19 protein-coding genes and 1 tRNA gene are annotated in these 18,697 nt (G+C 61.2%); 18 read left to right on the top strand and 2 right to left on the bottom strand.

The window, feature by feature from the left end:
- Nucleotides 1–127 precede the first annotated feature (127 nt).
- The gene (locus ACFQND_RS21520; RefSeq protein WP_371439592.1) at nt 128–2,077 is read left to right on the top strand and encodes a SurA N-terminal domain-containing protein; all 1,950 of its coding nucleotides are present in this window, start codon (nt 128–130) and stop codon (nt 2,075–2,077) included.
- Between the two features lie 51 nt (nt 2,078–2,128).
- Nucleotides 2,129–2,204, top strand: a tRNA-His gene (locus tag ACFQND_RS21515).
- 81 nt (nt 2,205–2,285) lie between these two features.
- On the opposite strand, the gene ACFQND_RS21510 is transcribed toward ACFQND_RS21515, so the two are convergent.
- Nucleotides 2,286–3,260 carry an NADPH:quinone oxidoreductase family protein gene (locus ACFQND_RS21510; RefSeq protein ID WP_371439591.1) on the bottom strand — a complete coding sequence of 325 codons (975 nt, stop codon included), beginning with the start codon at nt 3,258–3,260 and terminating at the stop codon, nt 2,286–2,288.
- A gap of 131 nt (nt 3,261–3,391) precedes the next feature.
- On the opposite strand from ACFQND_RS21510, the gene surE reads away from it, so the two are divergent.
- The 4 genes from surE (at nt 3,392) to rlmD (ending at nt 7,713) form a co-directional block, all read left to right on the top strand.
- Nucleotides 3,392–4,201 carry a 5'/3'-nucleotidase SurE gene (gene surE / locus ACFQND_RS21505; RefSeq protein WP_371439590.1) on the top strand — a complete coding sequence of 270 codons (810 nt, stop codon included), beginning with the start codon at nt 3,392–3,394 and terminating at the stop codon, nt 4,199–4,201.
- A gap of 98 nt (nt 4,202–4,299) precedes the next feature.
- Nucleotides 4,300–5,058, top strand: a complete 759-nt coding sequence (locus ACFQND_RS21500) for a protein-L-isoaspartate(D-aspartate) O-methyltransferase (RefSeq protein WP_371439589.1) — start codon at nt 4,300–4,302, stop codon at nt 5,056–5,058.
- Nucleotides 5,059–5,130: 72 nt separating this feature from the next.
- Nucleotides 5,131–6,042, top strand: coding sequence for a peptidoglycan DD-metalloendopeptidase family protein (locus ACFQND_RS21495; RefSeq protein WP_371439588.1), 912 nt, complete (start codon nt 5,131–5,133; stop codon nt 6,040–6,042).
- A 207-nt stretch (nt 6,043–6,249) separates the two neighbouring features.
- A complete protein-coding gene (gene rlmD, locus ACFQND_RS21490) occupies nt 6,250–7,713 on the top strand; it encodes a 23S rRNA (uracil(1939)-C(5))-methyltransferase RlmD (protein ID WP_371439587.1) in 1,464 nt (487 codons plus the stop codon).
- A gap of 31 nt (nt 7,714–7,744) precedes the next feature.
- On the opposite strand, the gene ACFQND_RS21485 is transcribed toward rlmD, so the two are convergent.
- Nucleotides 7,745–8,554 carry a FadR/GntR family transcriptional regulator gene (locus tag ACFQND_RS21485; RefSeq protein ID WP_371439586.1) on the bottom strand — a complete coding sequence of 270 codons (810 nt, stop codon included), beginning with the start codon at nt 8,552–8,554 and terminating at the stop codon, nt 7,745–7,747.
- A gap of 102 nt (nt 8,555–8,656) precedes the next feature.
- Between ACFQND_RS21485 and ACFQND_RS21480 the strand changes: the two genes are divergently transcribed.
- The 12 genes from ACFQND_RS21480 to ACFQND_RS21425 are packed head-to-tail and all read left to right on the top strand — an operon-like array spanning nt 8,657 to nt 18,641.
- Nucleotides 8,657–9,457 carry an enoyl-CoA hydratase/isomerase family protein gene (locus ACFQND_RS21480; RefSeq protein WP_371439585.1) on the top strand — a complete coding sequence of 267 codons (801 nt, stop codon included), beginning with the start codon at nt 8,657–8,659 and terminating at the stop codon, nt 9,455–9,457.
- An 11-nt stretch (nt 9,458–9,468) separates the two neighbouring features.
- Nucleotides 9,469–10,626 (top strand): thiolase C-terminal domain-containing protein, encoded by a 1,158-nt coding sequence (locus ACFQND_RS21475; protein ID WP_371439584.1) that lies wholly within the window; start codon nt 9,469–9,471, stop codon nt 10,624–10,626.
- Between the two features lie 10 nt (nt 10,627–10,636).
- The gene (locus ACFQND_RS21470; RefSeq protein ID WP_371439583.1) at nt 10,637–11,062 is read left to right on the top strand and encodes a Zn-ribbon domain-containing OB-fold protein; all 426 of its coding nucleotides are present in this window, start codon (nt 10,637–10,639) and stop codon (nt 11,060–11,062) included.
- 13 nt (nt 11,063–11,075) lie between these two features.
- Entirely contained in the window at nt 11,076–12,527 is a 1,452-nt protein-coding gene (locus ACFQND_RS21465; RefSeq protein WP_371439582.1) for a phenylacetate--CoA ligase family protein, read from the top strand.
- Nucleotides 12,524–12,712 carry a hypothetical protein gene (locus tag ACFQND_RS21460; RefSeq protein WP_371439581.1) on the top strand — a complete coding sequence of 63 codons (189 nt, stop codon included), beginning with the start codon at nt 12,524–12,526 and terminating at the stop codon, nt 12,710–12,712. The genes ACFQND_RS21465 and ACFQND_RS21460 overlap by 4 nt, the downstream gene beginning before the upstream one ends.
- The gene (locus ACFQND_RS21455; protein ID WP_371439580.1) at nt 12,709–13,482 is read left to right on the top strand and encodes an SDR family NAD(P)-dependent oxidoreductase; all 774 of its coding nucleotides are present in this window, start codon (nt 12,709–12,711) and stop codon (nt 13,480–13,482) included. The genes ACFQND_RS21460 and ACFQND_RS21455 overlap by 4 nt, the downstream gene beginning before the upstream one ends.
- Nucleotides 13,483–13,489: 7 nt before the next feature.
- Nucleotides 13,490–14,260, top strand: coding sequence for an SDR family NAD(P)-dependent oxidoreductase (locus tag ACFQND_RS21450; protein WP_371439579.1), 771 nt, complete (start codon nt 13,490–13,492; stop codon nt 14,258–14,260).
- A gap of 5 nt (nt 14,261–14,265) precedes the next feature.
- Nucleotides 14,266–15,327, top strand: coding sequence for a phosphotransferase (locus ACFQND_RS21445; protein ID WP_371439578.1), 1,062 nt, complete (start codon nt 14,266–14,268; stop codon nt 15,325–15,327).
- A complete protein-coding gene (locus ACFQND_RS21440) occupies nt 15,324–16,175 on the top strand; it encodes a branched-chain amino acid ABC transporter permease (RefSeq protein WP_371439577.1) in 852 nt (283 codons plus the stop codon). Before ACFQND_RS21445 ends, ACFQND_RS21440 begins: the two co-directional genes overlap by 4 nt.
- Entirely contained in the window at nt 16,172–17,242 is a 1,071-nt protein-coding gene (locus tag ACFQND_RS21435; RefSeq protein WP_371439576.1) for a branched-chain amino acid ABC transporter permease, read from the top strand. Before ACFQND_RS21440 ends, ACFQND_RS21435 begins: the two co-directional genes overlap by 4 nt.
- The gene (locus ACFQND_RS21430) at nt 17,239–17,949 is read left to right on the top strand and encodes an ABC transporter ATP-binding protein (RefSeq protein ID WP_371439575.1); all 711 of its coding nucleotides are present in this window, start codon (nt 17,239–17,241) and stop codon (nt 17,947–17,949) included. Before ACFQND_RS21435 ends, ACFQND_RS21430 begins: the two co-directional genes overlap by 4 nt.
- On the top strand, nt 17,946–18,641 hold the full coding sequence (locus ACFQND_RS21425; protein ID WP_371439574.1) for an ABC transporter ATP-binding protein: 696 nt from the start codon (nt 17,946–17,948) through the stop codon (nt 18,639–18,641). Before ACFQND_RS21430 ends, ACFQND_RS21425 begins: the two co-directional genes overlap by 4 nt.
- Nucleotides 18,642–18,697: the final 56 nt, after the last annotated feature.

The following is an 18,697-nucleotide window of genomic DNA, read 5'->3' as shown; positions in this document are numbered from 1 at the left end:
CCGAACGAAGGCGAACAGATGGTTCGCCTTTTTCTTTTGGGCTCGCGGAAATTTTTACCTGGCTTGTCATCTGGTTTTCAGCCAGTCCCTTCTTTTTGCCCCTTGTCGGCCGTACAGGAAAATCGAGATGTTTGATTTCATTCGCAAGCACACCAAGTGGACCATGGCGCTGCTGTTTTTGCTGATTGTTCCGTCCTTCATTCTGTTTGGACTGGATGGCTACAACCGCTCGAAGGACCAGGCTGCCGTGGTTGCAAAGGTCGACGGCCAGGACATCACCCAGACGGAGTGGGACAGGGCGCACCAGCAGGAAGCCGAAAGGCTGCGTGCCTCCATGCCTTCGCTGGACCCCAAGCTGCTGGATTCGCCCGAGGCACGCTACGCCACGCTGGAGCGCCTGGTGCGTGACCGCGTGCTGGCCGCAGCCGCAAACAAACTGAAACTCAATACCAGCGACCAGCGCCTGGCGCGCGAATTGCATGAGAATCCTGACATTGCCGCACTGCGCCGCGCAGACGGCACGCTCGACATGGAGCGTTACCGCCAGATGCTCGGCAGCCAGGGCATGAGCCCCGAGATATTCGAAGCCAACGTGCGCAAGGACCTGTCCAATCGCCAGGTGCTGATGGGCGTGGCAGGCAGCGGCTTTGCCTCCAACCAGGTGGCCGACACCGCGCTCAATGCCTATTTTGAACGGCGCGAGATCCAGATCGCCGGCTTTCCGGCTGCCGAGTACGCCGCCAAACTCAAACCCACGGATGCCGATCTCGAGCAGTTTTACAAAACCCACGAGAACCTGTTCCAGGCACCCGAGCAGGCCAACATTGAATACGTGCTGCTGGATGTGGACACGATTAAAAAAGGCATCACCGTCGATGAGGCGGAGCTCAAGGCCTATTACGACCAGAATGCCGCGCGCTTGAGCGGAACGGAAGAGCGCCGCGCCAGTCACATCCTGATCGCAGCGCCCAAGAGCGCGCCTGAGGCAGATCGCCAGAAGGCCAGGGCCAAGGCCGCCGAGCTGCTTGCGCAGCTTAAAAAAGCCCCGGACTCGTTTGCCGATGTTGCCCGCAAAAACTCCCAGGACCCGGGTTCTGCGCCGAATGGCGGGGACCTGGACTTTTTCTCGCGTGACGCCATGGTCAAACCTTTTGCCGATGCCGCTTTTGCCATGAAAAAGGGCGATATCAGCGATGTCGTGGAGTCGGAGTTTGGCTACCACATCATCAAGCTGACCGACATCAAGGCACCCAAGCAGCGCAGCTTCGAAGAAATGAAGCCCGAGCTTGAAGCCGACGTGAAAAAGCAGCAGGCACAAAAGAAGTTTTCCGAAACGGCCGAAGCTTTCAGCAATGGCGTGTACGAGCAGGCAGACAGCCTCAAGCCGATTGCGGACCGCCTGAAGCTTGAAGTGAAGACGGCAACCGCCGTGACCCGCCAGCCGCAACCCGGCGTGACCGGCGCGCTGGCCAATGCCAAGTTCCTGAACGCGATTTTTTCGCCCGATGCGATTGAGAAAAAGCGCAATACCGAAGCTGTTGAAGTGGCTTCCAACCAGTTGATTTCCGGTCGCATCACGCAGTACACACCCTCACGTACCAAGCCGTTTGCAGAGGTCAAGGACATCGTGCGCCAGCGCTGGCTGGACACACGCGGCGCAGAAGAAGCCCGCAAGGAAGGCATGGCAAAACTCGCCGCCTGGAAGGCTGCTCCCGCCTCCGCCACCATGCAGGAGACGCTGGTGGTGTCGCGTGCCGATACCCAGAAGCTGCCGCCTAAAGTGGTGGAAGCTGCCCTCAAGACGGATGCCGCAAGCCTGCCGGTTTTCAGCGGCGTGGACCTGGCTGCGCAGGGTTATGCGATTGTCAAAATCGTCAAGGTGCTGCCGCGCGATCCGGCACCGGAAGCCGGTGCCAAACAGGAGCGCAACCAGTATGCGCAATGGTGGACTTCTGCCGAGAGCCTGGCCTATTACAACGGACTGAAAGCGCGTTTCAAGGCCGATATCAAGGTCGCCAAGCCGGTACGCGCAAGTGCCGACCAGCAGGCCCAGGCAGACAGCGGCGTGACACAGTAATTTTCGGTGCGCGATTTATGGTCAAACTAACGGCTATAATTTAGGACTGCGGTGGCTGTAGCTCAGTTGGTAGAGTCCAGGATTGTGATTCCTGTTGTCGTGGGTTCGAGCCCCATCAGCCACCCCAAGAAATTTAAAAGCCCACTATCTATTTGATAGCGGGCTTTTTTGTTTCCGGCCACGCTGGCCGGATGAGATCTGGCTGGTGTCAGTTCACCATCACCAGCTTGCCCTTGACGCCGCGTGAACCCATGTGGGCATAGGCTGCCTTGAGTTCCTGCATTGGCATGGTGCGGTCGATGACGGGTTTGATTTTTCCCTGTGCGTACCACTGGGCCAGCTCGGCGAGTGCGGCGGCGCTGGCCTTGGGTTCCTGTTTGGCAAAGCCGCCCCAGAACACGCCGACGATGGATGCGCCCTTGAGCAATGTCAGGTTCAGCGGCAGTGACGGGATCGGGCCGGATGCGAACCCGACCACCAGGTAGCGGCCGCGCCATGCGATGGAGCGGAAGGCCGGCTCGGCAAAGTCACCGCCAACCGGGTCATAAATCACGTCGGGGCCCTTGCCGTCGGTCAGGGCCTTGATGGCTTCACGCAGGTTTTCCGTGCTGTAGTTGATGGTGGCGTCTGCGCCTATCGATTTGCACAGGGCGCACTTTTCATCGGTCGACGCTGCGGCAATCACGCGTGCGCCCACCGCTTTTGCAATCTGTATGGCCGAGGTGCCCACACCGCCTGCCGCACCCAGCACCAGCACGGTTTCCCCGGCCTTGAGTTGGGCGCGGTCTACCAGCGCGTGGTGCGAGGTGGCATAAATCATGATGAAGGCGGCGGCGTCCACAAAAGGGAAACCGGCGGGCAGGGGCATGCACAGGGCAGCTGGCGCGATGGTGTGGGTGGCAAAACCGCCGGTGCCCGACAGGCAGGCGACATGCTGGCCAACCTGCAGGTGTTTCACGCCTTCCCCGACCGTCCGCACAATGCCGGCGTATTCTGAGCCGGGCACAAAAGGCAAGGGCGGTTTGATCTGGTATTTGTTCTGCACGATCAGCAGGTCGGGGAAGTTCAGGCTTGCCGCCTTGACTTCCACCAGCACTTCACCGGACTTGGGTTGCGGTGTGGGCAGTTCTTTCCAGGTCAGGGCGTCAACGCCCGTGGGGTTCTCGCAAAGCCAGGCATGCATGGTCATCTCCATCTCTCTGTTGGTGGTCAGTTGTTGATCGATGTTGCATCATAGGCAGGTTGACGGGCAAACAGCGGCCGGCAGAGCCCTTTGCTGTCACGTCCGTAACCCGTGTGACCTAAAATCAGGCGATGAAAATCCTTATCTGCAACGACGACGGTTACCAGGCGACGGGCATCGTTGCCCTGTACGAGGCCCTGAAAGACATTGCCGACGTCGAAGTGGTGGCGCCAGAGCAGAACAACAGCGCCAAATCCAACGCACTGACCCTGCATTCCCCCATGTACGTGCAGACGGCCGCCAACGGGTTTCGCTACATCAACGGCACGCCGGCCGACTGCGTGCACATTGCCATGACGGGTTTGCTGGGGTACCGGCCGGACCTGGTGGTGTCCGGCATCAACAATGGCGCAAATATGGGCGATGACACCATTTATTCAGGCACGGTGGGTGCTGCGATGGAGGGTTACCTGTTCGGCATTCCCGCAATCGCTTTTTCACAAACAGAGAAAGGCTGGGCGCATATAGATGTGGCTGCCCGGCGCGCGCGCGACATGGTGGTACAGCTGATCCCGTCGCTGGAAGTCATTGCCGAAGGTCAATCGCCCACGGTGCCGCCGTGGCTGCTGAACGTCAACATCCCGAATCTGCCCGACGAGCAGATACAGGGCGTCAAGGTCGCGCGGCTGGGCCGACGCCATGCGGCTGAACGGGTGATCACGCAAACCAGCCCGCGCGGCGAGACTATGTACTGGATAGGCGGTGCCGGCCCGGCAAAGGATGAGGGCGACGGCACCGATTTTCACGCCACCAAGCAGCGGTTTATAGCCATCACGCCCTTGCAGGTTGACCTGACGGACCATGAGCGCCTGCCTTACTGGGCGCAGTCGTTCTCCCAGGCCGCAGCAAGCGCCGCAGCCCTGGCGTCAGCCCGCACATGAAGGCGCCTGGCAAGCCAGCTTCCGGTGCGCCGGCGAAAACCGCGGGTGCGGCTGGCAGCCGCCCCGCTTTTCCGGTTCGCCTGAAGCCTCAAACAGGCATGCCATCTGCTACTAAAAGCATAGCTGGTGGTGCTCATTCCACGCTGGCCAAGGCCATAAATCATGATAAAAACGGGCTGCAGAGGCTGGTTCCCAGCGGTTTGGGACTGGATTCGCACGCCATACGTGCCCGCATGGTGCAAAAGCTCGCCGCCCAGGGCGTGAGCGATCCGCAGGTGCTTGCCGCCATGGGCCAGGTCGAGCGCCACCGTTTTGTGGACAGTGCGCTGGTCAACCAGGCTTATGAAGACACCAGCCTGCCCATAGGGCTGGGGCAGACCATCTCCAAACCTAACGTGGTGGCCCGCATGCTGGAGCTGCTGATGCGTGGCGACCAGGGCAACAAGGCCAAACTCGGCCGGGTGCTCGAAATCGGCACCGGCTGCGGTTACCAGGCTGCGGTGCTGGGGCAGCTAGCGAGCGAGGTTTACAGCATCGAACGGCTGCGCGGCCTGCATGACAAGGCGCGCGAAAACCTCAGACCGTTTCGCCTGCCCAATGTGCACCTGCTGTTTGGCGATGGCATGATTGGTTATGCCAAGGGCGCGCCTTACGCCGCCATCATTGCGGCGGCTGGCGGGGAGGCGATACCAACGGCCTGGATTGACCAGCTGGCGGTCGGTGGGCGGCTGGTGGCCCCGCTGCAGGCCGCCAGCGGCGTGCAGGCGCTGGTGGTGATAGACAAGACCCCGCAGGGAATCAGGCAGACCTTGCTGGAGGCCGTACATTTTGTGCCTCTAAAATCAGGTACAAGCTAACAAGCGATCCTGGTCACATTCAGATCAGCATTGAAGATGAAAGAAGCAATGAATCAAACGACAGGGTGCAACATGGCAACTTTCCCAACCACGCTACCCGCCGCCGCACAGGCGTTGACGAAAAGGGCCGGCCGCCTGGGCTTGTCATGCCTGTTGGCGGTGGGCGTTTTGCTGCTTGCCGGATGCGGCTCCAGCTCACTGAACCGTGCGCCCGTGGAAGACCGCGGCACCGGCATGTCCCGGTCTGTCGCGGGCGCGGTGGACACGGCCGGCGTCAAGCAGCTTCCCGGTTTTGAAAATGCCGGCAAGCCGGGCTACTACACCGTCAAACCTGGCGATACCATGATCCGCATCGGCCTGGAAAATGGCCAGAACTGGCGTGACATCGTGCGCTGGAACAGCCTTGAAAACCCCAACCTGATCGAAGTCGGCCAGGTGCTGCGTGTGGTGCCGCCTACTGCTGAAAACCCGCTGGTTGTAACGCGGCCGGTCAGCTCCGGCACCGCCACCGCAAGTAGCGGGACTGCAGCGCCTGCGCCAGCCCCGGCGGCCAGCGCAGCGGCGCGCCCGGCATCGGCGCCTGCAAGCAGTCCGGCACCGGTTGCAGCAGGCGAAGACGAGATTGCATGGATCTGGCCGGCGCAAGGCAGCCTGATCGCCGGGTTTGACGATGCCAAGAACAAGGGCCTTGACATCTCCGGCAAGGCCGGGGACGCCATCGTTGCCTCTGCCGATGGGCGTGTGGTGTACGCTGGCGCCGGCTTGCGCGGCTACGGCAACCTGATCATCCTCAAGCACAACAACACCTACCTGACCGCCTACGCGCACAACCAGACCCTGCTGGTCAAGGAAGACCAGACCGTCAAAAAGGGCCAGAAGATTGCCGAGATGGGCAACAGCGATGCTGACCGCGTGAAGCTGCACTTTGAAATCCGCCGCCAGGGCAAACCGGTAGACCCGGCCAAATACCTGCCGGCGAAATAAGCCGGCGGTATTCAATGCAAAAAAGGGAGGCCTGCGTTGCAGGGCTCCCTTTTTTAATGCGTTTTGCCAAATTGACAAAGAAAAATGGCTGCGGCCCCCTGAAATAGCGCGCAGTCAGCTATTGATTTTGTAGCGATTTGAGCGCAGAAAAAGATGGCAGGCGACCCCATGGCTCAAACAGCTGGCGTGGCCTGAGACAATTCAGGCATGTCAGAAGAAACCCAGAACAAACAGCCCCCCGAAACCAGGGAATATCCGCTCGACCTGCTGAGCGTGGAGTCACTCGACATTGAAGCCCAGGGCATAGCCCATCGCCCCGATGGCAAGGTCGTCTTCATTGAAGGTGCCCTGCCTTTTGAGCTGGTCACGGCCAACGTATACCGGAAAAAAAGCACGTTTGAAAAAGCCGTCGTGATGGCGATTCACCGCGAATCGTCGCAGCGTGTGCGCCCCGAGTGCCCGCACTTCGGCATGCACACCGGTGCCTGCGGCGGCTGCAAGATGCAGCACCTGCATGTGAGCGCGCAGGTTGCCGTCAAACAGCGCGTGCTGGAAGACAATCTCTGGCATATCGGCAAGCTCAAGGCGGAAAACCTTCTCAGGCCAATCGAAGGACCGGCCTGGGGCTATCGCTACCGTGGGCGCCTGTCGGTGCGCTACGTGCGTAAAAAAGGTGCCGTGCTGGTCGGTTTTCACGAGCGCAAAAGCAGCTATGTGGCTGACATGAGTGAGTGCCATGTGTTGCCCCCGCATGTCAGCGCCATGCTGCTGCCGCTGCGCGAGCTGATTGCCGGCATGGACGCCAGGGAAAGCATCCCGCAGATCGAGCTGGCCTGCGGCGATGAGGTGACGGCCATGGTGCTGCGGCACATGGAGCCGCTCAGTGATGGCGACCTGGCTCGCCTGCGTGGCTTTGCCGCGGCCAACCCGGGCCTGCAGTGGTGGCTGCAGCCGGGCGGGCTGGACACCGTCAAGCTGCTCGATGACGCCGTGCAGGAGCTGAACTACGGGCTGCCGGAGTTTGGTGTGGTCATGCCTTTCAAGCCGACAGACTTCACGCAGGTCAACCCGCACATCAACCAGGTGCTGGTCTCGCGTGCGCTACGCCTGCTGGACGTACAGCCGCACGAGCGGGTGATTGACTGGTTTTGCGGTCTGGGCAATTTCACGCTGCCGCTGGCTACGCGCGCGAAAGAGGTGCTGGGCATCGAGGGCAGCGAGGTGCTGGTCGCCCGCTCACGTGAAAATTTCGAGAGAAACAAGCCTGCGTCCAGCGCAAGACGGGCGCTGTCAGCTACGACTTTTGTAGCAAGAAACCTCTTTGAGATGACCCCGGCCCTGCTCACGAAGGACGGCATGGCCGACAAGTGGCTGGTAGACCCGCCACGCGAAGGCGCATTCGAGCTCTTTAAGTCGCTGGCCGCGCTGCACCAGCAATTGGTGAGCGGCGTGCCGTGTGACGATGGTGTGAACCAGCAAAGCCTGGTGCTGGGCGACTGGACGCCGCCCAAGCGTATTGTGTACGTCAGCTGCAACCCGGCGACGCTGGCACGCGATGCCGGCGTGCTGCAGGAGAGCGGCGCCTACCGCTGCACGGCGGCGGGGGTTGTGAACATGTTTCCGCACACGGCGCATGTTGAGTCGATTGCGGTGTTCGAGCGGCAGGCCTAGCGCCGGCCCAAAGCTGGTCGGCGGCTGAAAGTCAGCGCGCCGCTACCATGGCCATATCGAGTGGCGTGTCCATGTCGACGCCGGTTTTTTCATAGCCCCGCTTGAAGTCGGCCATGTGCCGCGTCATCCAGACGGCAACGCCGTCGGCATCGCCACGCTTGAGCAGGTCGAGAATCGCGCAGTGCGCATCCAGGATCCGTTGCTGGGTGTGCAGCCGCGGCAGGATGATCTGGCCGGCCGGTTTGAACAGCAGGCCGATGGGCTCGCGCGTGAGCATCAGCACGCGGTTGCCCGAGGCTTCGGCGATCAGGTCGTGGAACTCCACATCCAGTTCGACCACGCTCACCGGGTCTTCAATGTGCTGCCGCATCGCGACGGTGTTGGCTTCCAGATCTGCGAGTTGCTCCGCAGAGATGCGCGTTGCAGCGCGGTGCGCAGCAGCAGGTTCCGTCACCATCGATGCGTCCCACAGTTCCCGGAAAGTCACCTGGTGCATCACCAGGGCGCGAGAGGCGCGGGAGGCCAGGTGCATGTAATGGGGCAGGGTGACCAGCAGCCGCTTGCTGCCTTCGCGGGCGACGAACCCGGAGTGTTCCAGCAGGCGGATGCCTTCGCGGACGGTGCTGCGGTTAACGCCGAACTGCCGGGCCAGTTCAGTTTCTGACGGCAACTGGTCGCCCACGACCAGTGCGCCGGAGACGATTTGGGTTTCTATGGCGTCAAACACCAGCTGGTAGGCCGGGGCACTTGCCAGCTTCTTGAACATCTGCGGCGCGCTGCGCGGCTGCGCCGTTTCGGGTGCAGAAAGCTCAGAAATCTCACTACCTAGGGTTTTCGACATGTTGAAGGCTGTTGCGGGCTGCTGGGAATGTGCTTATTATTGTAGAACAGTTGGTCTGTCGGACAGTCCAACAATAACCTAAAAAACAACGGAGACAAACGCATGGGTGAGCGGCAGCATGGCGACAGCCTTCGCATCGAGCGGCAGGAAAACTGCGTCACGCTCGTGTTGAACCGTCCGGACAAGCTGAACCCGCTGGACAGGCACACGGTTGCGCACCTGCTGGAAACCGTGAAGGCGCTTGAACTCGACCGCACCGTCCACACGGTGGTGCTGACCGGTGCGGGGCGTGCCTTTTCGGCCGGGGGCGATCTGGACGGCTACGTATCGCTGTACCAGGACCCGCCGGCGTTCCGCTTTTTTCTTGAAAACTTCCATGCCTTGCTGGCCTTCATGGAGGGGTCCTCCAAGATCTATATCGCCGCCATCAACGGTGCCTGTGTTGCGGGCGGGCTGGAACTGCTGCTGGCCTGCGATGTGGTCATAGCCGCTGAATCCGCAAAGATCGGCGACGGCCACCTCAATTTCGGCCAGTTGCCCGGCGCGGGTGGATCGCAGCGTTTGCCGCGCGCCATAGGCGCATTGCGGGCCAAGCACTTGATGTTGACCGGCGACATGTGGACTGCCCGCCAGGCGCTGGACGCTGGACTGGTGAGTGAAGTTGTTGCAGACGATGCACTGCTTGAGCGCTGCACCGCGCTGGCGGCACTGATTGCCACGCGCAGCCCTGCAAACCTGCAGGGGGCCAAAGACCTTGTCAATGAAAGCCACCGCGGTTCGCTGGAAGACGGTCTGCTGTTCGAGTTGCAGTACGTTCATCGCTATGCCACCACGGTGCCCGATGCCACAGAAGGGCTGATTGCCTTTCGCGAAAAACGCAAACCCATTTACGGAAAACCCTAGGAGTCAATTGCATGTGGAATCTTCGCGACAAGTGCGCGATCTCTGGCATAGGCCAGACGACGTATACCAAGGCCTCGGGACGAACAGTCCTGGACCTGGCCAGTGAGGCCTGCCTGAAGGCGGCCAATGACGCGGGCGTTCCGCTGGACGAAATCGACGGCATCATCAGTTTCAACTTCAACGACTCGGTGCCGGCGATTGCAGTGGCTTCCAGCCTCGGCATTCCCAATGCCATGCATGCGGTCGACTATGCGGCCGGCGGCAATGGCGCCAACCTGATCGTGCTGGCTGCCACCGCGGCCATCGAGGCAGGATTGGCAAAAAATGTGCTGGTCTATCGCGCCATGAATGGGCGCTCGGGTTTCCGGCTAGGCGGCGGGCGTGACATGAACGCGCGCGGCATCACGCAGTACACCGCGCCTTTTGGATGGATCACCTATCCGCAGGCGATGGCGATGTGGTGCCGGCGGCACATGGTCAAGTACGGCACAACGGTCCAGCAGCTCGGCAAGATTGCGATGACCTTTCGCGAGAACGCTTCGCTCAACGAGCAGGCCATGCAGCGCACCCCGATGACAATGGACGACTACATGTCCTCACGCATGATCGCTGACCCGCTTCGCATGCTGGACATTTGCCTGGAATCAGACGGGGCCTGCGCGATCCTGGTCACGGGAAGCGACCATGCCAGGGACCTCAAACACAAGCCTGTCTACATCACCGGAGGTGCCTATGGTGGCGGCCTAAATCAGGGTGATGACCTGTTCGATGCGCTGCGCTGGCCAGACCACTCCAGCAATTTCGCCGCCTGCATCGCCGACGACCTGTGGGCCAGTGCCGGGCTCAAGCCCAGCGACGTGGATGTGGCTGAAATCTATGACTGCTTCACCTACACCGTTGTCATGGCGCTGGAAGGGCTGGGCTTTTGCAAGCCGGGCGAAGGCGGTGCGTTTGTGGACGACGGGCACATTGCCCGCAGCGGCAGCTTGCCGGTCAACACGCATGGGGGTCTCCTGTCGGAGGCCTACATCCACGGCTTTAACCACGTGCTGGAAGCTGTCAAGCAATTGCGTGGCGACGCGGGTGCACGCCAGATCGCCGATGCGAAAGTCGCGCTGACGACCGCCGGCGCCATGACATGCGGTAGCGCCATGCTGCTCAGAAACTGAAGGTGGCATGATGACGACTTACGACAAGCCCCTTCCCGTTGAAGACCCGGATTCGGCAACGTTCTGGGCTGGATGCCGCAACAAGCAGTTGCTGTTTCAGCGGTGTACGAAGTGCCGCACGATGCGTTACCCGGCAAGGCCTTTTTGTGCCAACTGCCAGTCCGCGGAATTCGAGATGATCGAAAGCCCGGGCAAGGGACAGCTGTATAGCTGGATCGTGGTGCGGCACCCAGTACCCAAAGAGGTTTACGCCGGCGAGGTGCCCTACATCGTGGCGCTGATCGACATGGACGAAGGCGTGCGGGTAGCGAGCAATATCGTGGGCTGCAAGCCCGAAGATGTGCGCGCCGGCATGGCGCTCCAGGTGGAGTTTGAACAGGTCACGCCCGAGGTGACGCTGCCGAAATTCCGCCCTGCCGGACTGGCGACGGCCTGATCGGATGATGCCAGTGAGAAGTTCGCGTCAAAGTCCCTCATTTACCCAGGCATCGCCGCTTCTGGCGCGCCTCGCCGCAGCGTCGCGTCCAGAACTGGAGGCGCTGCAACTGGCCAAAGTCCAGCGGCTGGTGGAGCGGCTCTGGAACACCAACGCTTTTTACCGGCGCAAGTGGGAAGCCCATGGCGTTTCGCCAGCACAGATCAGGACGCTGGATGATTTTCGCCAGCGCATACCGATGTGCACCAAGCAGGAGTTCATCGAAGACCAGGGCCGCACGCCGCCGTTTGGAACGCGCCTGGGGCTGCCGGAAGAATCGGCGGCCCTTGTCAACCTGACGGGCGGTACGTCCGGCCAGGGGCAGGAGTTTTACGGCCGCAGCCAGAAGGATGTGGTGACCCAAGGCTACATGCATTACCTGCCGTGGTTCATGGCGGGGATGCGCCGCGGCCACAACGTTCTCAATTGCGTGCCTGCAGGGGGCATGAGCACAGGGGGATGGGGCCCTGCTGAAGGCATACGCCTGGCGGGTGCGACAGGCTTCCATGTGGGCGGCACGCTCTCGACCGACGCCAAGATCGGCCTGATGCTGCGCCTCGGCGATGTGCATTTCATTTATGCGTCGACCAACTACATGCACACCCTGACACAGGGTTTGCTGGCGCGAGGTATCCCGCCGTCGGAGCGCTTTCCCATGATGCAGGCGGTGTTCATTGCGGCCGAGGGTTACCCGGTTGAATGGGCTGCCGAGCTGCAGGTCCAGTGGGGTTGCCCTGTGCATGAAGGCTACGGCAGCACGCAGGGCGCGGGCTTCATCGCATCCACCTGCGAACATGGTGTGGTTCGCAGCGACCGTGACCGCGGATTGATGCACCTCTTCGAGTGGGCGCACCTGGTGGAAGTGATCGACCCCGACACCGGCAAGCCGGCAATGCCCGGAGAAGAGGGTGAGATCGTCCTGACCAACCTGGACATTGAAGCGTCACCCGTTGTGCGCTTTTCAACGCGAGATCGTGTGCGCTGGTTTCCCGCAGCAGCGTGCGGCTGTGGCCGGCCTTGGGATGTCATCGAAGCCGGCTCGATCGGCCGTTACGACGACATGCTCAAGGTGCGCGGCAACAACATCTGGCCGGTCACCATGGACCAGGTGGTGTTTGCCCATGTGGAAGTAGCCGACTACAAGGGTCGTGTGTTCGTTGACGACCAGGGGCGTACCGAGGTTGAAATCTGCATGGCCTTCAAGCCGGGTGTCAGCGAAGGTGCTGCACGTGCCGCCCTGGTGGCGCGCCTGCGTGAAAAGCTCAAGGAGCGCACCAATCTCTGGATACAGATACGGGAGATTCCGGCTGCCGAGCTGCCGGAGTTCAGCTACAAGGCACGCCGCTGGACGGATGAACGTCGCAGCGGCTACGGAAAACAGGCGGCGCCTAGCGCTGCGCCCACTACGGGAGGAGCAGTCCCATGATGGCCCACGAAGAAGAGTTGCAGGTTCTGCGCCTGCTGCACAGCCTGTCTGAAAAGCTGTTGCGCACGCAGGATGAATTGATGATGGGGCCTTACCAGCAGCTGCATGGCCGCATTTGCGCAGTGCTGGGCATGGTGGTGACCGGTGAAGACGAGATGCACCTGAAGCTGGAACAGGAATCATGAAAAGACTTGAACAGAGAGTGGCATTGGTGACGGGTGCGGCGTCAGGCCTGGGCGAAGCGACCGTCCGGCGTTTTCATGAAGAAGGCGCGCGTGTGGCGGTGGCAGACATCAATGAGGCGCGGGGCCGGGCTCTGGTTGCCGAGCTTGGCGAGGCGACCTTTTTTGTGCGCTGCGACCATACCAGCCGTGCCGATTGCATCAATGCCGTTCAGGAGACCGTTGCCCGTTTCGGGCAACTGGACATCCTGCACAACAACGCGGGTGGTCCGTTTGCCGGCGCGTTTGAATCTGCAGATGACGAGACGCTGGAGCGCGTCATGAACGTGAACCTCATGGGCGTGCTCAAGATGACACAGGCTGCCTTGCCAGCCCTTCGCGAGTCCGCTGCCAAAAAACCGGGCGGCGCAGCCATCCTGTTCACGTCGTCACTGCAGGGCCTGAAGGCACGACCCAACTACAGCATTTACACCGTGGCCAAGCATGGCATCGTGGGGCTGGTCAAAAGCCTTGCACTTGAACTCGCGCAGGCCAATATCCGCGTCAATGCGGTGTGCCCCACCGTGACAGAGACACCCATGCTGGAGAAATTCCTGCCGGGCATGGCCGACAACAAGGAAGAGGCCAGGGCGCGCTTCCGCGCGTCGATTCCACTGGGGAGAATGCCCGAGCCGGTCGACACCGCTAACGCGCTTTTATTTCTGGCCTCCGATGAGGCGCGGATGATCACGGGTGTGGCGCTGGCCATCGACGGCGGCCAGTGTGCAGGATGAAGTGAGCATGACATCCTCCATCAACATGAGCCTCAAGGGACAGGTCGCCGTGGTCACAGGCGCCGCTGGCGGGCTGGGAAACCTGGCCTGCAGGACGTTTGCCGAAGCCGGTGCAGATATTGTCCTGGTGGGCCGCCGCACCGAAGCATTGCAGGAGGGCGTCCAGCAGATGCAGGCGCTGGGCGTACGCGCTTCTTCTGTGGCAGCCGACGTGACCGATAGCAAGTCCGTGATTTCGATGGTGGCCGAAGTCAAGGCGCAATACGGCCGCATCGACATCCTGTTCAACAACGCCGGTACAACGTCACCCAAGCCACTGCTGGAACTCACCGACGACGACTGGCACCAGGTGATGGACACCAGTGCGACGGGCAGTTTTTATACCGCCCGTGCCGTTGCGCCCATGATGATGGCCGCTGGCTCCGGCCGCATCCTGAACATGGGCTCCATCCTGTCCCTGCGCGGCATGTCGCATCGCATTGCGTATTCCGCGGCCAAGGCGGCGGTGGCGAATCTCACCCGCGCCCTGGCTTTTGAACTGGGGCCGCACGGCATCACCGTGAATGCGCTGGCGCCAACCGTCATCGTGACCGACCTGAACCGTGAGCTGGTGCGTACACAGCCCGAACTCTATGGCGACGTGCTCAGGCGGACCGCGATGGGGCGTCTCGGGAAACCGGAGGATATCGCCGGCGCCTTGCTCTTTCTGGTATCGCCGGCTGCGGGCTTCGTCACCGGCCAGATCCTGTGTGTTGACGGCGGCTACACGGCGGGCTGACTTCCATGACAATCGAAACACTTTTACAACACCCTTCCGCCGAACCGGGCGCTGCCCGGCTTGGTGCCTTTCTGGCGCCGCAACTCCCCGGCGATTGGACGGCGTTGACCCTGGAACGCTTTGTGGGCGGCCAGTCCAACCCGACCTACCGCATGCGCGCAGGCTTGCACGACTACGTTCTTCGCAAGAAACCAGCAGGTGTGTTGCTGCCTTCGGCCCATGCGATTGACCGCGAGTTTCGAGTCATGACAGCGCTGGCGGAGGCCGGTCTTACGGTGCCGCGGCCGCACCTGTATGTTGAAGATGCCGATGTCATCGGCACCGCGTTTTACGTGATGCCGTTTATCAATGGCCGTGTTTTCAAGGACCCGGCGTTGCCTGGAGTGCCCCCGGATGACCGCGCTGCCATTTATGACGTGATGGGTGATGCGCTGGCTGCCCTGCACAGCGTCGACGTGGACGCGGCTGGCCTCGCAAGTTTTGGCAAGGCCAGGGATTACTATGCCCGGCAAATCCGCCGCTGGACGGACCAGTACCGCGCGGTGGCGCTGGAAGCTTCCGCGGACATGGAGGCGCTGATCAAGTGGCTGCCGGCCCATTTGCCTGCACACGAAGACCGTCGTCTTGTGCACGGTGACTTCCGTCTTGAAAACATGATTTTTCACCCGACAGAGCCGCGGCTGCTGGCTATTCTGGATTGGGAACTCTCTACCTTGGGCGACCCCCTGGCCGATCTGGCCTACAACATGATGGCCTGGTATTTGCCACAGCGCGCTTTCGGTGGCTTCACTGATCGCGACATGACGGACTCGGGAGTCCCCACGGAGGAAGAGTACCTGGCGCGCTATTGCCGGGGCAGCGGCCGCGAAAGCCTGCCCGGCTGGCCGTTCTATGTCGCCTTTGCCATGTTCAGGCTGGCCTCCATACTTTATGGGGTCTTGCGGCGTGGACTGGATGGCAATGCGAGCTCGCCGGATGCAATCGAACGTGGCCGCCTGGCCGACGTGTGCGCCGAGGCCGCCTGCAAAGCCATGCGGCGCTATGCCGGTGAGGAGGCAAGGGCATGACCATCCAGCTACTCAACGGCCTGGTTTACGGTGGTCTCCTGTACATCCTGTCGGTCGGGCTGGTGCTGATTTTCGGCTTGCGCAGGGTGGTGAACTTTGCGCATGGCAGCCTTTTCATGATTGGCGCCTACATTGGCTACAGCGTCGCGGTGTATGCCGGTTTTTACGCGGGGCTTGCTGCAAGTGTGGTGGCCATGGCGGTGCTGGGTGTCCTGCTCGACATCGGCGTGTTTCGTCCGCTGCAAAAGCACGATCCTCTGCTCACGGTACTGGTGACTTTCGGCATGTTGTTGATCCTGGAAGATTTCGCGCGCACGGTCTGGGGCAAAGATTACATCAGCGTCACGGTGCCTCCATCGTTGTCCGGCAATCTTGAACTGTTCGGCTTTTCTTACCCGCTGTATCGCCTGCTGGTGATTGTGGTGAGTCTTTTGACGGTGGGCGGCTTGTCGGCCTGGCTGCGCTACAGCGCGATTGGCCTTTACGTCCGCGCCTCAAGTGCCGATGCCGTCACTACAGGCATGCAGGGCGTCAACACTGATCGGGTCAGCGCCATTGTGGTCGCTGTGGGCGCTGCACTGGCGGGGATGTCGGGCGTCATCGCCTCGCCATTGATGGCGTTGTCACCGTCGATGGGCGGCTACATCCTGGTCGACTGCTTCATCGTTGTGGTGGTCGGTGGCCTGAGCAGTTTTGGTGGCGCGTTTCTCGCAGCCATGCTGATCGGCCAGATCCACAATTTCGGGATTGTTTACCTGCCAACGGCGGCGTCAGCGATTCCGTTCGTCCTGATGATTGCCGTGCTTATCTGGCGGCCCAATGGTTTCTCCGGAAAGTCCAGCGCATGAGCGGGCCTGCTACCCATTCACAGCGTGAGGTCACCACCTCGGGGCACGCGCGTTTCGTTCCACCGGCCTGGGTGTTGGCATTGTTGTCGATCGGATTCGGCCTGACACTGCCTCACCTTGTAAAGGGTCCGACCACCATGACGCTGCTGACACAAGGCACGCTGAACGCCTTGCTGGCCACCAGCGTTGGGGTGCTGATCCGCCAATGCGGCCTGGTGAGTTTTGGTCATGCGACCTTTTTCGGGCTGGGGGCTTACCTGACCGGCCTGCTTCTCAAAAGCAGCGGCTTGCCAACCGGGCTGGTGCTCTTTCTCGCCGTCCTGGTGCCCACGCTGCTTGGTTTTGTGATTGCCCTGGTGATCGTCCGTCTGTCGGGCGTGGCCTTTTCGATGTTGACACTTGCTGTTGCGCAGGTTTTTCATGAAATCGTACTGAAGTGGCGTGACCTTGCCGGGGGTGACGATGGCCTGTCTGTGAGCCTGCCATCCACGATCATCGGCCTGCCGGGCTCGGTATTCCAGTCTGCCAACTCCATGTTTGTGATTTGCTGGACCACGTTGAGCCTGATCCTGTTTGGCCTGGCGGTTTTCAGCAGAAGCCGCATGGGACGGCTGGTTCACGCCATCCGCGACAACGAAGAGCGGGCCCGGTTCATCGGCTATGAAACCCTGTTGCCGCGCGCCCTTGTGTTCGCGATGTCTGCCGCCATCGGTGCCATCGGTGGAACGCTGTTCTTTCTCTACAACGGCTTTGTGTCGCCTGACTTGCTGCACTGGACGATGTCGGGCTCAGCGCTGGTGATGGCGATCGTGGGTGGTGCGGAATTCGTTGTTGGTCCGGCCATCGGTGCGCTGGTGTTCCTCGGTGTCAAGGATGCGTTGGGCAATCTCACCGAACACTGGCAGGCCATCATCGGAGTGGTCCTGATCGTGATCACCGTCGGTTTCCCGTCAGGCCTGGCCGGAATTCTTGCTGCGGTGTGGCGACGATTGACCCGTCGCCTTTTGGGTGATCGCAAAATCGCAAAACGCTCCTCCGTGCGCACCGTGGAAGGAAAAACTCAATGACGCATCCCGCGCTTCAGGGCATAGCGTTGTCGCGCCGCTACGGTGGCTTTGCGGCATTGCGCGACGTCAACCTCAGCGTACCTGCGGGGGAAATCCGTGGACTGATCGGTCCGAACGGCGCCGGCAAATCGACGTTGATCGACGTGTTGTCAGGACGCGCAAAACAATGGAGCGGGCAGGTGCTGGTCGATGGTCAGGACATCGGTGCCTGTTCGTCGCGCGCGCGTCGCAAGCTGGGCATGGCACGCTCATTCCAGCGGACGAGCATCTTCCCGACCCGTACCGTGCGTGACCAGTTGGAACTGGCCTCCCACTGGGACAGCGGCTCGCATGTGGACGAGGTGCTGGCACAGCTGAACCTCGCTGAATTTCAGCACCAACCGGCTAATGAGCTCAGCTACGGCGACCAGCGACGACTGGACTTGGCGCTCGCGCTGATTGGCCGTCCCAGGGTGTTGTTGCTGGACGAGCCTGCAGCAGGCCTGACGATGCAGGAATCCCTCGATCTGGCGCACCTGCTGCGCGACCTCGTCAAGCGCTGGGGCATCACTGTGCTGCTGGTCGAGCATGACATGGATGTTGTGTTTTCAATCTGTGACCGCATCACCGTCCTGAATCTCGGCGAGTTGCTGGTGGAGGGGTCGGCGCAGGAAGTACGCACCAGTCCGCTGGTGATCTCGGCCTACCTGGGAAGGAACGCGGCATGAGCCTTCTTTCGATGCGCGATGTCGATGCTTACTATGGCCGTGCACAGATCCTGGATCGTGTGACGATGCACGTGGATCGCGGCGATTGTGTCGCAGTGCTGGGCCGCAACGGTGTCGGCAAGACCACGCTGATCAACAGCCTGCTGGGCATCGCAACCGTGCGTGCCGGAAGCGTGGAGATGGACGGAAAACCGTGTCTAAAAATCCGGAACTTCGATGCTGCCCATAGGGGCATTTCGATCGTGCCGCAGGGGCGCCGCATCATCGGCGCGCTGACAGTGCAGGAAAACCTGGTTCTGGGCGCGGCCAGCCGTCGCAAGGGACCGTGGACGTTGTCGGCTGTCTACGATCTTTTTCCGGTTTTGCGAGAGCGCGCGGACACCTCGGGAACGGCGCTTTCCGGCGGGCAGCAACAGATGCTCGCCATTGGCCGGGCATTGATGGCCAACCCGGAGTTGCTGATCCTTGATGAGCCCAGTGAAGGCCTGGCGCCCGTCATCGTCGACCAGCTGATCGACATGCTCAATGCGCTCGCCAAGTCCGGTACGTCGATTCTGCTGGTCGAGCAGAACATCGCCTTTGTGCGGGACGTGGTGAAGCGCTATTACGTGCTGTCCAAAGGCCGTGTCATTGAAGAAGGCCCGATGGACGGCGTGCCGATCGAGAAGCTGCGCCAGCACATCGCAGTCTAGAAATTTTCGTGTTTTTGAATCGTGTTTAGTCAGGCAGTTCCGTTAACAACTCTAGG

It is taken from the genome of Polaromonas aquatica (assembly GCF_042659145.1).
GTDB lineage: Bacteria > Pseudomonadota > Gammaproteobacteria > Burkholderiales > Burkholderiaceae_C > Polaromonas > Polaromonas aquatica.
The sequence above is the reverse complement of the archived record's forward strand: the minus strand, read 5'-3'. Positions and strand labels throughout refer to the sequence as shown.

Excerpts from the sequence above, each read along its gene's own strand:
- ACFQND_RS21520 (WP_371439592.1), top strand. The coding sequence starts at position 128 with ATGTTTGATTTCATTCGCAAGCACACCAAGTGGACCATGGCGCTGCTG.
- ACFQND_RS21510 (WP_371439591.1), bottom strand. The coding sequence starts at position 3,260 with ATGCATGCCTGGCTTTGCGAGAACCCCACGGGCGTTGACGCCCTGACC.
- surE (WP_371439590.1), top strand. The coding sequence starts at position 3,392 with ATGAAAATCCTTATCTGCAACGACGACGGTTACCAGGCGACGGGCATC.
- ACFQND_RS21500 (WP_371439589.1), top strand. The coding sequence starts at position 4,300 with ATGCCATCTGCTACTAAAAGCATAGCTGGTGGTGCTCATTCCACGCTG.
- ACFQND_RS21495 (WP_371439588.1), top strand. The coding sequence starts at position 5,131 with ATGGCAACTTTCCCAACCACGCTACCCGCCGCCGCACAGGCGTTGACG.
- rlmD (WP_371439587.1), top strand. The coding sequence starts at position 6,250 with ATGTCAGAAGAAACCCAGAACAAACAGCCCCCCGAAACCAGGGAATAT.
- ACFQND_RS21485 (WP_371439586.1), bottom strand. The coding sequence starts at position 8,554 with ATGTCGAAAACCCTAGGTAGTGAGATTTCTGAGCTTTCTGCACCCGAA.
- ACFQND_RS21480 (WP_371439585.1), top strand. The coding sequence starts at position 8,657 with ATGGGTGAGCGGCAGCATGGCGACAGCCTTCGCATCGAGCGGCAGGAA.
- ACFQND_RS21475 (WP_371439584.1), top strand. The coding sequence starts at position 9,469 with ATGTGGAATCTTCGCGACAAGTGCGCGATCTCTGGCATAGGCCAGACG.
- ACFQND_RS21470 (WP_371439583.1), top strand. The coding sequence starts at position 10,637 with ATGACGACTTACGACAAGCCCCTTCCCGTTGAAGACCCGGATTCGGCA.
- ACFQND_RS21460 (WP_371439581.1), top strand. The coding sequence starts at position 12,524 with ATGATGGCCCACGAAGAAGAGTTGCAGGTTCTGCGCCTGCTGCACAGC.
- ACFQND_RS21455 (WP_371439580.1), top strand. The coding sequence starts at position 12,709 with ATGAAAAGACTTGAACAGAGAGTGGCATTGGTGACGGGTGCGGCGTCA.
- ACFQND_RS21450 (WP_371439579.1), top strand. The coding sequence starts at position 13,490 with ATGACATCCTCCATCAACATGAGCCTCAAGGGACAGGTCGCCGTGGTC.
- ACFQND_RS21445 (WP_371439578.1), top strand. The coding sequence starts at position 14,266 with ATGACAATCGAAACACTTTTACAACACCCTTCCGCCGAACCGGGCGCT.
- ACFQND_RS21440 (WP_371439577.1), top strand. The coding sequence starts at position 15,324 with ATGACCATCCAGCTACTCAACGGCCTGGTTTACGGTGGTCTCCTGTAC.
- ACFQND_RS21435 (WP_371439576.1), top strand. The coding sequence starts at position 16,172 with ATGAGCGGGCCTGCTACCCATTCACAGCGTGAGGTCACCACCTCGGGG.
- ACFQND_RS21430 (WP_371439575.1), top strand. The coding sequence starts at position 17,239 with ATGACGCATCCCGCGCTTCAGGGCATAGCGTTGTCGCGCCGCTACGGT.
- ACFQND_RS21425 (WP_371439574.1), top strand. The coding sequence starts at position 17,946 with ATGAGCCTTCTTTCGATGCGCGATGTCGATGCTTACTATGGCCGTGCA.